14 protein-coding genes are annotated in these 15,175 nt (G+C 70.1%); 4 read left to right on the top strand and 10 right to left on the bottom strand.

Annotated features, from left to right (window positions below):
- Window positions 1-57: 57 nt before the first annotated feature.
- Window positions 58-1,443 carry an FAD-binding oxidoreductase gene (locus tag ACGF2V_RS28915; protein WP_362620896.1) on the bottom strand — a complete coding sequence of 462 codons (1,386 nt, stop codon included), beginning with the start codon at window positions 1,441-1,443 and terminating at the stop codon, window positions 58-60.
- 151 nt (window positions 1,444-1,594) lie between these two features.
- Here ACGF2V_RS28915 and ACGF2V_RS28910 point away from each other — a divergent pair, with 151 nt between their 5' ends.
- The gene (locus ACGF2V_RS28910; protein ID WP_362620898.1) at window positions 1,595-2,587 is read left to right on the top strand and encodes a YihY/virulence factor BrkB family protein; all 993 of its coding nucleotides are present in this window, start codon (window positions 1,595-1,597) and stop codon (window positions 2,585-2,587) included.
- On the opposite strand, the gene ACGF2V_RS28905 is transcribed toward ACGF2V_RS28910, so the two are convergent.
- Complete coding sequence (locus ACGF2V_RS28905) at window positions 2,535-3,812, bottom strand: D-alanyl-D-alanine carboxypeptidase (RefSeq protein ID WP_362620899.1); 1,278 nt, start codon at window positions 3,810-3,812, stop codon at window positions 2,535-2,537. The two genes, ACGF2V_RS28910 and ACGF2V_RS28905, sit on opposite strands and share 53 nt — an antisense overlap.
- 121 nt (window positions 3,813-3,933) lie before the next feature.
- Here ACGF2V_RS28905 and ACGF2V_RS28900 point away from each other — a divergent pair, with 121 nt between their 5' ends.
- The 3 genes from ACGF2V_RS28900 to ACGF2V_RS28890 all read left to right on the top strand — a co-directional run bounded on the left by ACGF2V_RS28900 (window position 3,934) and on the right by ACGF2V_RS28890 (window position 7,540).
- Window positions 3,934-4,179, top strand: coding sequence for an SCO4848 family membrane protein (locus ACGF2V_RS28900; RefSeq protein WP_362620900.1), 246 nt, complete (start codon window positions 3,934-3,936; stop codon window positions 4,177-4,179).
- A 30-nt stretch (window positions 4,180-4,209) separates the two neighbouring features.
- Window positions 4,210-5,793 carry a metallophosphoesterase gene (locus ACGF2V_RS28895; RefSeq protein ID WP_362710254.1) on the top strand — a complete coding sequence of 528 codons (1,584 nt, stop codon included), beginning with the start codon at window positions 4,210-4,212 and terminating at the stop codon, window positions 5,791-5,793.
- Between the two features lie 190 nt (window positions 5,794-5,983).
- Entirely contained in the window at window positions 5,984-7,540 is a 1,557-nt protein-coding gene (locus ACGF2V_RS28890) for an ABC transporter substrate-binding protein (protein ID WP_362710251.1), read from the top strand.
- 220 nt (window positions 7,541-7,760) lie between these two features.
- Here ACGF2V_RS28890 and ACGF2V_RS28885 read toward each other — a convergent pair whose 3' ends face one another.
- The 8 genes from ACGF2V_RS28885 to ACGF2V_RS28850 all read right to left on the bottom strand — a co-directional run bounded on the left by ACGF2V_RS28885 (window position 7,761) and on the right by ACGF2V_RS28850 (window position 14,679).
- The gene (locus ACGF2V_RS28885) at window positions 7,761-8,507 is read right to left on the bottom strand and encodes a TetR family transcriptional regulator (protein ID WP_362710249.1); all 747 of its coding nucleotides are present in this window, start codon (window positions 8,505-8,507) and stop codon (window positions 7,761-7,763) included.
- A 198-nt stretch (window positions 8,508-8,705) separates the two neighbouring features.
- Window positions 8,706-9,278 carry a hypothetical protein gene (locus tag ACGF2V_RS28880; RefSeq protein ID WP_362620908.1) on the bottom strand — a complete coding sequence of 191 codons (573 nt, stop codon included), beginning with the start codon at window positions 9,276-9,278 and terminating at the stop codon, window positions 8,706-8,708.
- A gap of 262 nt (window positions 9,279-9,540) precedes the next feature.
- On the bottom strand, window positions 9,541-10,215 hold the full coding sequence (locus ACGF2V_RS28875; protein ID WP_362710247.1) for an FxLYD domain-containing protein: 675 nt from the start codon (window positions 10,213-10,215) through the stop codon (window positions 9,541-9,543).
- A 295-nt stretch (window positions 10,216-10,510) separates the two neighbouring features.
- Entirely contained in the window at window positions 10,511-11,269 is a 759-nt protein-coding gene (locus ACGF2V_RS28870; protein WP_362620912.1) for a succinate dehydrogenase iron-sulfur subunit, read from the bottom strand.
- Window positions 11,269-13,023, bottom strand: coding sequence for a succinate dehydrogenase flavoprotein subunit (gene sdhA / locus ACGF2V_RS28865; RefSeq protein WP_362620914.1), 1,755 nt, complete (start codon window positions 13,021-13,023; stop codon window positions 11,269-11,271). Before sdhA ends, ACGF2V_RS28870 begins: the two co-directional genes overlap by 1 nt.
- 31 nt (window positions 13,024-13,054) lie before the next feature.
- Window positions 13,055-13,531, bottom strand: coding sequence for a succinate dehydrogenase hydrophobic membrane anchor subunit (locus tag ACGF2V_RS28860; protein ID WP_351524346.1), 477 nt, complete (start codon window positions 13,529-13,531; stop codon window positions 13,055-13,057).
- A gap of 5 nt (window positions 13,532-13,536) precedes the next feature.
- Entirely contained in the window at window positions 13,537-13,917 is a 381-nt protein-coding gene (sdhC, locus tag ACGF2V_RS28855) for a succinate dehydrogenase, cytochrome b556 subunit (RefSeq protein WP_073781590.1), read from the bottom strand.
- 207 nt (window positions 13,918-14,124) lie between these two features.
- A complete protein-coding gene (locus ACGF2V_RS28850) occupies window positions 14,125-14,679 on the bottom strand; it encodes a 2-oxo-4-hydroxy-4-carboxy-5-ureidoimidazoline decarboxylase (RefSeq protein ID WP_362710297.1) in 555 nt (184 codons plus the stop codon).
- Window positions 14,680-15,175 lie beyond the last annotated feature (496 nt).

Genomic DNA, 15,175 nt, shown 5'->3' with positions numbered 1-15,175 from the left:
ACGCGGGGAAGAGACGCGGGGCGGCGCGCAGTCGGTGGTCCCGGGCAGGCGGCCCCGTCAGAGCGACAGGCGCCGCGACAGGTCCGAGCGGAACGCTCCCTCCGGATCCAGTTCCGCGCGCAGCGACCGGAATTCGTCCAGCCTCGGGTACATGGCGGCGAGCATCTCCGGCCGCAGCCGCGCGTCCTTCGCCAGACACACCCGACCACCGGCCTGCGCCACCTCCTCGTCCAGCGAGTCCAGGAACCGGCCCAGACCCGGCAGGGCGGCGGGCAGGTCGAGGGCGAGCGCCCATCCGGGCATCGGGAACGAGAGCCAGCCCGGGTCGCCCGTGCCGAGCCGCTTCAGCACCGCGAGGGGCGAGGCGCAGCGGCGCCCCGAGATCCGGCGCACGATCCGGCGCAGCGCCTCCTCCTGCCCGTGGCCGACGACGAACTGGTACCGGACGAATCCGGCGCGGCCGTGCAGACGGTCGAGGCGGTCGGGAAGACCGAGGAAGTCGAGGCGGTGGCCGTGCGCGGGCCCGTCCATGGGGTGGAAGAACGTGGACAGCCGCTGGAGTTCGCCGATCCGGTAGAACGGTGCCCGGCGGTACCGGAGTTCGTTGAGGAGCGCCACGGAGGCGCGGCCGAGCGGTCCCGCCGGTACGGGGGCGGGGGCGGCGGGCAGTCGGCCCGGGCGGAACGCGAGGGGTGCGCGCCGGGCGCCCGCCGGGAGCACGTACGGGGGCGCATGCTCCCCTCGGGTGAGTACGGAACGTCCCGTCGACCGGCCCTGGGCCTGGAGGTCGATCCAGGCGGACGAGTAGCGGTAGCGGTGGTCCCCGGCGGAGAGCCTGGCGAGCAGGTCGTCCAGGTCGACGGCCCGCTCGGTGTCGACCGTCATCCACGCGCTGCCGACGCGGTGCAGCCGGAGCGTGGCCGAGAGGATCACCCCCGTCAGCCCCAGCCCGCCCGCGGTCGCGTCGAAGAGGGCGGTGCCGGGCAGGACCGTACGGATCCGGCCGTCGGCGGTCAGCAGCTCCAGTTCCCGCACGTGTCGGCTGAAGGAGCCGGAGACGTGGTGGCCCGGTCCGTGGACGTCGGAGCCGATCGCGCCGCCGACGGTGATCCGGCGGGTGGCCGGTGCGACCGGCGGGAACCAGCCGAGCGGCAGCAGGACCTCCATCAGCCGGTGCAGGCTGACGCCGGCGTCGCAGACCACCAGACCCGCCCCGGCGTCGATGGTGCGGATACGGTTCAGCGCGGTCATGTCGAGCACGGAGCCGCCGCCGTTCTGCGCCGCGTCGCCGTGGGCCCGGCCGAACCCCCGGGCGATGGAGCCGCGTGGCCCGCAGCCGCGGACCGTCGCCGCCGCCTCCTCGTAGGAGCGCGGGCGGAAGCGCAGGGCGGTCGTCGGGGCGGTACGGCCCCAGCCGGTCAGGGACACGGTGTCGACGGACATGACGGTGACCGTATCGCCTGAGAAAACCCATTCGAGGGATTTATCAATGTGCTCACCTATATGGGCGATTCAATATGTTTCGATGCGTTTCAACTCGTTCGCCGGTCAGGAGGGTTTCGGGTTTCGGTGTCCGGACAGGTAGTCGTATGTCATGGACTGGCTGAAGAAGCTCCCCGTCGTCGGGCCGATCGTCTCCCGGCTGATGAAGACTCACGCCTGGCGCTCCTACGAGACGCTGGAACGGGTCCACTGGACCAGGCTCGCGGCGGCGATCACGTTCATCAGCTTCCTGGCGCTGTTTCCGCTGATCGCGCTCGGCGCGGCGATCGGGGCCGCGCTGCTCACCGAGAAGCAGCTGCACCGGATCGAGAACGTGCTCGCCGAGCAGGTGCCGGGCATCTCCGAGCAGCTCGGCATCGGCGATCTGGTGGCCCATGCCGGGACGGTCGGAGGGGTTGCCGGTGCGGTGCTGCTGTTCACCGGCATCGGCTGGATCGGTGCCATGCGGGACTGCCTGCGCGCCGTATGGGGCATCGACGACGTCGACACGGGCAACCCCGTCGTCCGCAAGCTCAAGGACGCGGGGCTGCTGCTGGGGCTGGGCGGGGCGGCGCTCGCCACGCTCGTGGTCTCCTCGGCCGGTTCCGTCGCCGTCGGCTGGACCGCGGGCGTGCTGGGCATCCCGAACCAGGGCGCGGGCGCCGTGGTGCTTCAGGTGGCCACCCTGCTGGTGGCGGTCCTCGCCGACTTCCTGCTGCTGCTCTACCTGTTGACGCTGCTGCCCGGCGTCGAGCCGCCGCGCCGCAGGCTGCTGGTCGCCGGGGTGATCGGCGCCGTCGGCTTCGAGCTGCTCAAACTGCTGCTCGGCAGCTACATCAAGGGCGTCGCCTCGAAGAGCATGTACGGCGCCTTCGGGGTGCCGGTGGCACTCCTGCTGTGGCTCAACTTCACCGCGAGGCTGCTGTTGTTCTGCGCCGCCTGGACGGCGACGCCGAGCAACGGAGAGAAAGCCGGTGAGGACGACGGAGGGAAAGACGGTGAGGACGGCGGAGGGAAAGCCGGTGAGGACGGCGGAGGGAACGCCGGGCCCGTCAGTGACGGGAACGGCGGCGCACCAGGTCCGGCAGCGGCCAGCGCCGGTTGATCAGGAACGCCCCTCCGCCCACCAGCACCACGGCGCCCGAGGCGATCCCCAGCGCGATCCCGGCACCACTCCCGCCGCCGTCGCCGGAGGTCGCGGTCCCGGCGGCGTGCGTGGAGCCGCCGCGGCCGTCGCCCGTCCCGTTCGCGGCCGTGGGGCCCTTACCCGTCCCGCTGCCGGTGTCGTTCTCCGTACCGGTCCCGGCGGACTTCGGCGGCACCAGCTCGCCGACCGGGGTCACCTTGCCGTCGGCCTCGAAGCCCCAGTCGAGGAGGCTCGCGGCTTCCTTGTAGACGGCGTGCTGCTCCTTGGACGACGGGTTCATGACGGTGACGAGCAGCACCTTGCCGTCGCGCTCGGCGACTCCGGTGAAGGTGTTGCCCGCGTGGGTGGTGTAACCGTTCTTGACGCCCGCGATGCCCTTGTACGGGTCGACCCCGTCCGCGCCGGTGAGCAGCCGGTTGGTGTTCTGGATCGCGAAGGTCTCGCGCTCCCCGTTCTTCTTCTTCGCGCCGGGGAAGTCGGCCTCGGCCGTCGAGCAGTACTCCCGGAAGTCCGCCTTCTGGAGCCCGCTGCGGGCGATCAGCGTCAGGTCGTACGCGCTGGAGACCTGCTCGGGTGCGTCGTACCCGTCGGGCGACACCACCTTCGTGTCGAGCGCCTGCAGCTCCTCGGCGTGCGTCTGCATGTCGGCGACCGTCCGGGGGACGCCCCCGTACATCGAGGCCAGCGCGTGCACGGCGTCGTTGCCCGACCGCAGGAACACCCCGAGCCACAGGTCGTGGACCGTGTAGGTGAGATTCTCCTTCACCCCGACCAGGCTGCTCCCCTCGCCGAGATCGGCGAGGTCCTCGGGCCGCACCGTGTACGTCCGGGTCTTCGGCTGGAGCTTGGGCAGCACGGTGTCCGCGAAGAGCATCTTCAGCGTGGAGGCGGGCGGCAGCGGCCAGTGCGCGTTGTGCGCGGCGAGCACGTCGCCGTTCTCCGCGTCGGCGACGATCCACGACCTGCCCGTGAGGCCCTTGGGCAGGACCGGGGCCCCGGCCCCCAGCTTGACCTGCGTACCGGCCCGACTCAGCAGCTCGCCCCCGACCTGCGACATGTCGGAGGGCGGCTTCGGCTCTTTGTCGGAGGCGTCCTTGTCGGCCGCCGACGCCGGACTGATGGCAAAGGCGGACAACATGGCGGCAGATGCGACCGTCAGCACGATCTTCTTCAGTGCAGGCACGGTCGGAAACGTACAGGGTGAAGATATGAACATGGGCACGGACGGCTTGACCCGCCGTGGGCGACGCCGGGACAGCCCACCCCGGGCGACCTCGCCGCAGGGTGGCGGACATACTGGGTCCATGAAGCTCAGCCGTCCCGTCTCCTGGTTCCTGCTCGCCTTCGGGGTGTGGAGCTGGGTCATCTGGATCACTTTCGTCAAGAATCTGGCGAAGGACGCCAGCGGGCTCGCCTTCGACGACGCGGGTGACCCGACCGGCTACTTCTGGGTGCACCTGCTGCTCGCCATCACGTCCTTTCTCCTGGGGACGGCAGTCGGGGTGATCGGGTTCCGAGGTCTCAGGGCCCTGCGCCGCGAGCGTCGATAACCGGACGGACGAGCGGCGGGGGAGACGTACATGGCCGTTGCGGGTCTCGCGCTGGTGGTGCTCGTGGTGCTCACGCTGCTGGCCTGCGTGCACCGCTACCTCTGGCAGCGCTTCGTCGGCGACACGACGGCCAAGGGCAGTGCCTGGCGCCGGGCAGGCACGGTGGCGGCGTACCTGCTGCCGCTGCTGAGCATCGGCGCCCTGGTCGCCGGCCGCGCCGGTGCGCCCTTCCGGCTCCAGCAGGCGCTGGCCTGGCCGGGCTATCTGTGGCTGGCGGCGGTGCTCTACCTGACCCTCGCGCTGTTGGTGGGCGAGGTGGTACGGCCGGTGCTGCGACGGGTGCTCGCGCGCCGGGACGCCGTACGGGGAGAAGGGGAGACCGTACGGGAACGACCGGACGGGCACGCCCGGCACGGGGAGATGCCCATGCCGGCCCCGTCCCTGCGATGTCGACCGGAGGGGCGCGCGCGGGGCGGGGTCTCGCGGGGCGGGGTCTCGCGGGGCGGGGCCACGGACGCGGAAGGTGCCTCGGCGGCTGAGGCTTCCTCAGCCGGGCCGGAGCCCTCGGCCGTCGTGGTGGGTGCCGGTGACGGCGGCTTCCGTGCAGCCGACTCCGAAGCCGTGCGAGTCGATTCCGGATCCGCGTCCGCCGATTCCGGATCCGTCGCCGCCGGGCTCGCGGCCGACGCCGGGAACGGCACGGGGTCCGGCGCCGGGACGACCGGCACCGGTCCCGGCATCGAGCCCGACCGCCACACCGCTTCCGGCGCCGGCACCGCAGCCTCCGCTCTCACCCGTCGCCGGTTCGTCGCGCGGGCGGTCGGGGGCGCCGCCGCCGTCGCCGGGCTCGGCACGGTCGGGCACGGCACGTACGGCGTGCTGCGCGGGCCGCGGGTCGAGCGGGTCACCGTCCCGCTCGCCAGGCTGCCGCGCTCCGCGCACGGCTTCCGGATCGCCGTCGTCAGCGACATCCACCTCGGGCCGATCCTCGGCGCCGCCCACACCCAGCGGATCGTCGACACGATCAACCGGACCCAGCCGGATCTGGTCGCGGTCGTGGGCGACCTGGTGGACGGGACCGTCGACGACCTCGGTCCGGCGGCGGAACCGCTCGCCGGGCTGGACGCCCGCCGGGGGAGCTTCTTCGTCACCGGGAACCACGAGTACTACTCCGGTGCCGCCCCATGGGTCGACCACGTGAGGGAACTGGGCCTCCACCCGCTGGAGAACGCCCGGGTCGAGATCGACGGATTCGACCTCGCCGGTGTCAACGACATCGCCGGGGAGAGCGAGGGGCAGGGCCCGGACTTCCACGCCGCGCTCGGCGACCGCGACCCCGCACGCGCCTCCGTCCTCCTCGCCCACCAGCCCGTCGTCATCGACGACGCCGTGGCCTGGGGCGTGGACCTCCAGTTGTCCGGACACACCCACGGCGGGCAACTCTGGCCGGGCAACCTGGTCGCCGGACTCGCCAATCCCACCGTCGCGGGACTCGAACGGTACGGGGACACCCAGCTGTACGTCACGCGCGGGGCGGGCGCCTGGGGGCCGCCGGTACGGGTGGGCGCGCCCTCCGACATCACCGTCGTGGAACTGGCTTCGCGACAGATCTGACGCTCCGTCGTTGTCTTGTTACAGACACTGTTGAAGGCCCAAGGTTTCAAGTGCCGAACAAAAGGCTATGAGTCCCAGTTTTGGTCTTCCAGATGTGAAATTCGTGTGATTGGGTGAGCGCGAGCATTGCGGTGGCCCGCGTGTCTGCGCGCGACACCAAGGTGGGGCTGGTAATAGGGAGAACACGTCCATGCGGTCGGTCCGGGTACGGATTCTCGCGATTCTCGCGGTTTTGGTCATCGCAGGCGTCACTGCCTGGCAACTGCTCCCCTCCGACGAGGTGAAGCGCGATCCGATCCTCGTCGGTACCACGGACGCGGTGACCTCGCTCGATCCGGCCGGTGCGTACGACGTCGGTTCCTGGGCGATGTACAGCAACGTCTACCAGTCCCTGCTGACGTTCAAGCCGGGCGGGACCGTTCCCGAGCCCGATGCCGCCGAGAGCTGCCAGTTCATCGGCCAGAAACTCCAGACGTACCAGTGCAAGCTCCGGGACGACCTGCACTTCTCGAACGGGCGCCAGATCACCGCCGCCGATGTCAAGTTCTCCATCGACCGCATGATCAAAATCAAGACGGAAACCGGTCCGTGGGTGCTGTTCCCGACCCTGAAGAACGTGGTGACCGAGGGCCGCACCATCACCTTCAACCTCTCCTCGCGCGACGCGACGTTCCCGCAGAAGCTGGCCACGGGAGCCGGTTCGATCGTCGACCGCGAGTCGTACCCGTCGGACAAGCTCCGGGCCGGGAACACCGTCGACGGCTCCGGCCCGTACCTGCTGAAGTCGTACCAGCCGGGCAAGCTGGCCGAGTTCGTTCCCAACCCGCACTACAAGGGCGCGGTGGCGAAGTCCGGTGTCCCGGTCGCCGTGCGCTACTACAAGGAGTCGGAGGAGCTCCTGGCGGCATGGAAGTCCGGCAAGCTCGAAGTGACGCATCGTCAGCTACCGCCGGCCGCGCTCGCCGCGCTCAACCCGGGCGACCCCGATCTGCGCATCACCGAGGCGGACAGCGCCGATATCCGCAACCTCGTCTTCAACGTCCGCCCCGACTCGCCGTTCGCCGACAAGAGGGTCCGGCAGGCGGTCGCTTCGGTCCTCGACCGCGGGCCGCTGGTGACCGACGTCTACGAGGGCACCGTCGAGCCGCTCTACTCGCTGATCCCGCAGGGCGTCATCGGGCACAGCACGCCGTTCTTCGACGCCTATCCCTCTCCCGACTCCGAGCGCGCCAAGAAGCTGCTGCAGGAGGCCGGTGTGCAGACCCCTGTGAAGATCACTTTCGCCTACGGCAGCGGCGACGGGGCGTACGTCAAGGAGGGCGCCGAGATCCGCCGCCAGTTGGAGAAGGAGGGGATGTTCAAGGTCACCCTCAAGGCCGTCGACTGGCAGCAGTTCCTGAAGGATTACCCGACCGGCAAGTACGACGCGTACGCCATCGGCTGGTTCCCCGACTACCCGGACCCCGACACGTTCAGCCAGCCGCTCGTCGGCAGCGAGAACAGCCTCCACAACGGCTACTCCAGCAAGAAGGTCGACTCCCTGATCGCGTCCACGCTCCGGTACAGCGACCGCGGCCGCACCTCCTCGGACTACAAGAAGCTCCAGGCGGTGGTCGGCGAGGACGTGCCGCTGGTGCCGCTGTGGCAGAAGAAGGACTACGTCCTGAGCAAGACCACGGTCTCCGGCTCGCAGTACCTCTCGAACGGCACCGGCATCTGGCGGCTGTGGGAGCTGCGGCGGATCTGACGGGCGGTGCGGGTGGGCGTGCCCTCCGGCGGGCGGCCGGGCTCATCCTGGTCGCGAGCCTGCTCGCCGGGCTGCTGGTCACGGCCAGGGCCCCCGGGCGGTGACGCGCGGACGGGGCCCCGACCGGCGCCGCCTCCCGGCGCCGCCGCAGTCCCCGTGCCCACCCCGCCCCGGACCGCCGCACCGGACGGCGCGGGCCCCGCCCTTCGGGCGGACGACGCTACTTTCGGAACACACCCTGGCGCTTCGCGGCGCCCGGCAGGAACTCCACCAGCACCTCGTGGATCTGCCGCACCAGCGGCCTCAGCGCCCGGAACCGTGACAGGGCGATGGCCCGTGCGGCGATCGGGGCGGCGCGCTCGACCAGACGACGGCTGCGCTCGGTGTGCTCCGTGCGGTCGTACACCCAGTACAGCACCAGGCCCATCTGCATCAGCCACATCAACTGCGGCAACACCTCGGCCAGTTCGGGGTCGGCCTTGGTGTCGGAACCGGCCAGGCAGCGCCGGTGGATGGAGATCGCGGCCTCCCGGGCCGCGACCGAGTCCGCCGCGAACGGGCTGAGCGGACTCTCCGGGTCGGCAGCGTTCTTGAAGAACTGAGCGGCGAACCGGTGGTAAGGCTCCGCCACGTCCAGCCAGGTGAGCAGGACCCCGCGCATCCGCACCGCGAGGTCCTCGTCGCCGTTCAGGACCGGCCGCACCGCCGCCTCGTGCTCGGCGGCGAGCCGGTCGTAGAAGCCCTGGACGAGGTGTTCCTTGTTCGTGAAGTAGTAGTAGGCGTTGCCGACGGAGACTCCGGCCTCCTGGGCGATGGCCCGCATCGTCGTCTTGTCGTAACCACGCTCCTGGAAGAGCCGGAGCGCGGTTTCGAGGATGAGCGTGCGGGTCTGCTCGCTCTTGGGGGCCCTGGCGTCCTTGCCCTGGGACGCCTCGGTCTCCTGCACGTCCTTCGCTTCCTTCACCACAGCCCCGAGCGTATCCGCCCCGGTCGGTCCGTGGTTCCGGGGACCGTGCGGATCCCGGGCGCCGTGCGGTACCCGGGATCCGCACGGCTGCCGGGAACCCGTACAGGTGCCGCCCCTGCCCCCGTCGCCGCGGGGTGGCGGCGTGACGGTGGGGCCGTACGCGGTACGCCGGAAGCGCCGCGCCTCCCTGGCGGAAGGTCAGGCGCTCATCGCCCGGGCCGAGTTGAGCTGACCCATCACCCACGGGAAGGTCTCCGGACCGGTCGCGGGGATCATCGTCGAGTGGTGCTTCCCGCCGCTGGTCACCGAGACCTGGATGAAGCCCGTCGTCTTCTTCTCCTTCATCAGGAGAAAGAGCAGACCGACCAGGCAGAGCAGGGCGAAGACGATCGCCAGCACGATCGCGACCGTGGGGATCCGCTCCTCGGTGTGCGACAGGTCCGTCGCGGACCACACCGCGCCCTTGAGCGGCATGGTGCCGACCGGTGTGATGATCTGGTCGTTCACGATGGTGATGTCCCCGAGCGCCAGCAACGGGGCGCCCGCCGCCGGCGCGCCCGGCTGCGGATGGCCGTGACCGGGCACCATCGGCTGGGCCGCGGGCCCCGGGGGGTAGCCGTAGGCGGGGCCGGGCTGCGCGGCCGATTCGGGCAGCGGCTGCGGGTACCCGTAGGCCGGAGCGCCCCCGCCGGCGGGCCCGTTCCCCTGCCCGCCCGGCTGGGGAGGGCCCCACTGGTACGAGTTGTCCGCGTGCGGATTCGGATCGCTCAACGTTCCCCGCTCTCGATCAAGCTTGTGCCCCGGGCTCTGTCGCGCCGGCAACGGCACACCGGTGTCCGTTCCGCACGACCGTACCGCCCGGACCGGAAGCGCGCAGCAGTCGGTCCCGCATCCGCGGGACCTGTTCGAGCACGACCGGTTCCCGCCGGACACCATCGACCGGACGGTCCGATCGGACCCGCCGACCGGGTGCGACCGGCTTCGGACACGACCGGTTCCGGGCACGATCGGTGGGACATCGGCTGAGCCGCCGTCACCCGACCGACGGGTACCGGGTCACATCCGTCACCTTGCACTTCGTGTCCGCCGGGGAGTCGCCCAGTCCCTGAGCCTTCTGCGTCGACTTCTGTCCCGGGGCCAGGTTGTTCGCCGCGGCCATCCCCTCGGCCACCCGCGTACCGGACTTGTCCAGGAACTCCACGGTCACGATGTAGTTCGACTTCACGTCGCTGTGGTTCACGATCTCCACGTCGACGGACGGCCACTTGGTCAGATCGTTGACCTCGCACGTGGACAGCTTCACGTCCGCCGCGGCATCGGCCTTCGCGTCGTCCTCCTTCCCGGCGGGCTTCTCCTCGCCGGGCTTCTTCCCGGAGGCGTCGTCCTTCGCCGGTGCGTCCTTCCCGGGTGCCTCGTCCTGCGACGACTCCCCTGAGGAACTGCTCTCCTGCACGGCCGGAACGTTACTCACCACGGACACGACCAGGGCCCCGCACCCGCCGAGCAGCACCAGGCCGCCGAGCACGGACAGGGTGACGATGAGCCCGGTCCGGCGCCGCTTCGGCGGCGGCACCGGAGCGCCCCATCCCGGCCCCTGCGGGTAGGGCTGCTGCTGGAACGGCTGCTGCTGCGGGGGCTGGCCACCCCACTGCGGAGGCTGCGGAGGCTGATGCGGCTGCGGGCCGGGTGGCGGGAAGCCCTGGGACATGCGTGATCCCCCCAAAGGATGCTGGCGTGAGAAAACACCCTATGTCCTGGCCGGAATCCGTTGCACCAGAAGTGCCGGAATCGTGATGGAACTGTGCGGGTCACAGCTCCTCGTGCGGGCCATGGCTTCTCGCGCGGGTCGTGGCTCCCCTGCGGGTCATGGTTGTCGCGCGGCCGGGAAAGGGGCGGGCCGGACGGCTCCGTACGCGTTGCTGCGGCCGGACGGCGAACGGCCCCGCCCCGCGCACTCGGCGCGGGGCGGGGCCGTGGGAGACGGCGGTGCCGTGAGCTGCTGCTCAGAAGCGGCGCGTGATCAGCGCCCGCTTGACCTCCTGGATCGCCTTGGTGACCTCGATGCCGCGCGGGCAGGCGTCCGTGCAGTTGAACGTGGTGCGGCAACGCCACACGCCGTCACGGTCGTTGAGGATCTCCAGACGCTGCTCGCCGCCCTCGTCACGCGAGTCGAAGATGAAGCGGTGCGCGTTGACGATCGCCGCCGGGCCGAAGTACTGGCCGTCGTTCCAGAACACCGGGCACGAGGACGTGCACGCGGCGCACAGGATGCACTTGGTGGTGTCGTCGAAGCGCTCGCGGTCCTCGGCGGACTGCAGGCGCTCGCGCGTCGGCTCGTTCCCCTTGGTGATGAGGAAGGGCATGACGTCGCGGTACGCCTGGAAGAACGGCTCCATGTCGACCACGAGGTCCTTGAGGACCGTGAGGCCCTTGATGGCCTCGATCGTGATCGGCTTCTCCGGGGCGATGTCCTTGATCAGCGTCTTGCAGGCGAGCCTGTTCTTGCCGTTGATCCGCATCGCGTCGGAGCCGCAGATGCCGTGGGCGCAGGAGCGGCGGAACGTCAGCGTGCCGTCCAGGTCCCACTTGATCTTGTGGAGCGCGTCGAGCACACGCTCCTTCGGGTCGATCGTGACCTGGAAGTCCTCCCACCAGGCTTCTTCGGAGACCTCGGGGTTGAAGCGGCGGATCCGGAAGGTCGCCGTGATGTACGGCGAGGCGGCGGACTGCGCCTCGACCTTGTCCAGAGTCGGGGTTGCCATCAGTACTTACGCTCCATCGGCTGGTAGCGGGTCTGGACGACCGGCTTGTAGTCGAGCCGGATCGACTCGGTGCCGTCGTCGGCGACCTCGCGGTACGCCATGGTGTGGCGCATGAAGTTGACGTCGTCGCGGTTCGGGTAGTCCTCGCGGTAGTGACCGCCGCGGGACTCCTTGCGGGCCAGCGCGGAGACTGCCATGACCTCGGCCAGGTCGAGCAGATTGCCCAGCTCGACGGCCTCCAGGAGATCGGTGTTGAACCGCTTGCCCTTGTCCTGGATCGACACGTCGAGGTACCGCCTGCGCAGCTCGGCGATCTTGTCGACGGCCGCCTTGATGGTCTGCTCGGTCCGGAACACCATCACGTTGGCGTCCATGCACTCCTGCAGCTCCTGACGGAGCGCGGCGACCCGCTCGGAGCCCGTCGAGTTGCGCAGCCGCTCGATCTGCTCCTCGACCTGCTGCGCCGGGTTCTCCGGGAGCGGCACGAAGTCGCTCTTGGCGGCGTACTCGGCGGCGCCGATGCCGGCGCGACGGCCGAACACGTTGATGTCGAGCAGCGAGTTGGTGCCCAGGCGGTTGGCGCCGTGCACGGACACGCACGCGACCTCGCCGGCGGCGTACAGGCCCGGGACGACGGTGGTGTTGTCGGCCAGCACCTCGCCCTCGACGTTGGTCGGGATGCCGCCCATGGCGTAGTGCGCGGTCGGCTGGATCGGGATCGGGTCCGTGTAGGGCTCGATGCCGAGGTACGTGCGCGCGAACTCGGTGATGTCCGGGAGCTTGGCGTCCAGCTGCTCCGGCGGCAGGTGCGTGAGGTCGAGGTAGACGTGGTCGCCCTCGGGACCGCAGCCGCGGCCCTCACGGATCTCCGTGTAGATGGAGCGGGAGACGACGTCACGGGACGCGAGGTCCTTCATGACCGGCGCGTACTTCTCCATGAAGCGCTCGCCGTCCTTGTTGCGGAGGATGCCGCCCTCACCGCGGGCGCCCTCCGTCAGCAGGATGCCCATGCGCCAGATGCCCGTCGGGTGGAACTGGAAGAACTCCATGTCCTCCAGCGGCAGACCGCGGCGCCACGCGGCGGCCTGGCCGTCACCGGTCAGGGTGTGCGCGTTCGACGTCACCTTGAAGAACTTGCCGGTGCCGCCGGAGGCGAAGATGATCGACTTCGCCTGGAAGACGTGGATCTCGCCGGTCGCCAGGTCGTACGCGACGACGCCCGCGGACTTCTTGACTCCATCGACGTCCTGGAGCAGCAGGTCGAGGACGTAGAACTCGTTGAAGAACTCCACACCCTCCTTGACGCAGTTCTGGTACAGCGTCTGGAGGATCATGTGGCCGGTGCGGTCCGAGGCGTAGCAGGACCGGCGGACCGGGGCCTCGCCGTGGTTACGGCTGTGGCCGCCGAAGCGACGCTGGTCGATGCGGCCCTCGGGCGTGCGGTTGAACGGCAGGCCCATCTTCTCCAGGTCGAGGACGGAGTCGATGGCCTCCTTCGCCAGGATCTCGGCGGCGTCCTGGTCGACCAGGTAGTCGCCGCCCTTGATCGTGTCGAAGGTGTGCCACTCCCAGTTGTCCTCCTCCACGTTGGCCAGCGCGGCGGCCATGCCGCCCTGCGCGGCGCCCGTGTGGGAGCGGGTGGGGTAGAGCTTGGTGAGCACGGCGGTACGGCTGCGCTTCGTGGACTCGATGGCCGCGCGCATGCCGGCGCCGCCGGCGCCGACGATGACGGTGTCGTACTTGTGGATCTGCATGATTTCCTCTGGTCCCTCTGGCCCGGCGCGCCTAGCGGATGTTCGGGTCGAAGGTGAAGATCACCAGCGTGCCCAGCAGGACGGTGAACACCGTGGCGGTGTACAGGAGCATCTTCAGCCAGAAGCGGGTGTTGTCCCGTTCGGCGTAGTCGTTGATGACCGTACGGAGGCCGTTGGCGCCGTGCAGCATGGCCAGCCACAGCATCCCCAGGTCCCAGATCTGCCAGAACGGCGAGGCCCAGCGGCCCGCCACGAAGGCGAAGCCGATCTTGGTGACGCCGCCGTCCAGCACCAACTGGATCAGCAGGTGGCCCAGGACCAGGACGACCAGGACGATGCCCGACAGGCGCATGAAGAGCCAGGCGTACATCTCGAAGTTGGTGCGCGAACCCTTGGGGGTCTTGCCGGTGCGCTTGCGCGGCGGCTCGATGACCGGGGCCGGGTTGTCGACGTCGTAGAGGCTGACGCCCTCGACGGAGCCGATCGCGGCGGAGGACTCGGTGGACATGGGCCTCAGCTCCCGAAGACTTCGCGTACGGCGTGACCGAGGACCGGGTACAGGGCCCCGACCATCAGCACGATCCAGATGCCCACGACGGACCAGAGCATCTGCTTCTGGTAGCGGGGGCCCTTGGCCCAGAAGTCCACGGCGACGATACGCAGACCGTTGAGCGCGTGGAAGAGGATGGCGGCCACGAGGCCGTATTCGAGCAGCGCCACGATCGGCGTCTTGTATGTGGCCACGACATCGTCGTACGCCTCGGGGGACACACGGACGAGAGCGGTGTCCAGGACGTGTACGAACAGGAAGAAGAAGATGAGGACACCGGTGACTCGATGAGCCACCCACGACCACATGCCTTCCCGGCCGCGGTACAGCGTTCCAGCCGGCACGGAAAAACCCTCCGGGAGCGGGGATCGGGGCCGGCCGGCTTGACTGTCGGTCTGACCCGGCCGGGTACGGTCCACCGGCCCCGGCCATCGTAGCGACGGTTTGTCGGTTCGCCTGCGTCGGGGCCTGTGGTGTGATCAAAGTGGCAATCAAACGGCCACGGACGGGCTAGAACGGGACGTCTCGGCACGGCCGACCGCCCCGTTCCGTTATGAATCCGATATCAGACCGATGAGGCGGCCCCGGGCGAGTCGCCGCATCTCGTCGGCCGTGGTGACCCGCTCCTGGTCGGGGTCGTGGCCCAGCCTGGCCCGGATCCCGGCGAGCACCTGGTCCGGATGCTCGGCGGGATCGAACGCGTCCAGGCAGATGACGAAGACATGCCCGAAGCGGCTCTCGTACGCCGCGTGTGCGGCGCGCAGTGCCAGATGGGCGGAGCGCGGGGCGGTGTCGCTCAGCCCCGGCGCGGTCTCGGCGGCGAGCGCCTCGGCGAGGTCCGCCGGGGACATGTCGTACCCCGCCTCCTCGGCGGCGGCCAGCAGCGCGCCCGGATCGGGGTAGGGGCGGTGGGCGGCCAGCCGCAGCGCCCAGCGACGGCTGCCGCAGCAGGTGAGGAGGGCGGCTTCGGCGTCGGCGGGCGGCAGGGCGTTGAAGCGGGCGAGACCGGGGAAGCGGTGGAGGCCGGGGAGGTGGTTCGGGGCGGGCGCGGTGCCCGGGGTCGGCTTCGCCTGTCCGGGATGCTGAACGGGCAGGGCCGTCCGGATGGCCGGTTGCCGCGGTCGCTCCGGGAGGCCGGCGTGGGACTCGCTGGACCTGGACAGCGTGGTGCTCCTCGGGTCAACGGGTTCTGCACACCTGGAGTCGGTGGGACGGGTGAGACCAGGCGGAGACAGGGTGAAGAGAGAGACGAATGGGCCTCAAAGCTATCGAGGCCGGGCAACAGTCCTACGACGGATACGCGAACTTCACCCGGACGGGAGAGTTTCGGAACGTCCGATGGGCCGTTGGGATGTATCCAAACGGCTCGGCGGCCGCGTTCCAAGGAGATCGTCGGCGTTTCGCTCGCTCCGGCGCTTCTCCGGCGTCTCCTCCTTCGTCGTTCCGCCCGTCCCGTCGTTCCGCCCGTCCCGTCGTTCCGCCCGTCCCGGCGTTTCGTTCGCTTCGGCGACCTGCCCGTCTTGGCGTTCCGCCTGCCGCGGCGTTTCCCTCCGAGCCATGGAGGGACGCAGCCCACCGCTTCGCTCTTGGCCGCTTCCCTTC

Origin of the sequence: Streptomyces sp. NPDC047982, assembly GCF_043204165.1 — a bacterium.
GTDB lineage: Bacteria > Actinomycetota > Actinomycetes > Streptomycetales > Streptomycetaceae > Streptomyces.
The sequence above is the reverse complement of the archived record's forward strand: the minus strand, read 5'-3'. Positions and strand labels throughout refer to the sequence as shown.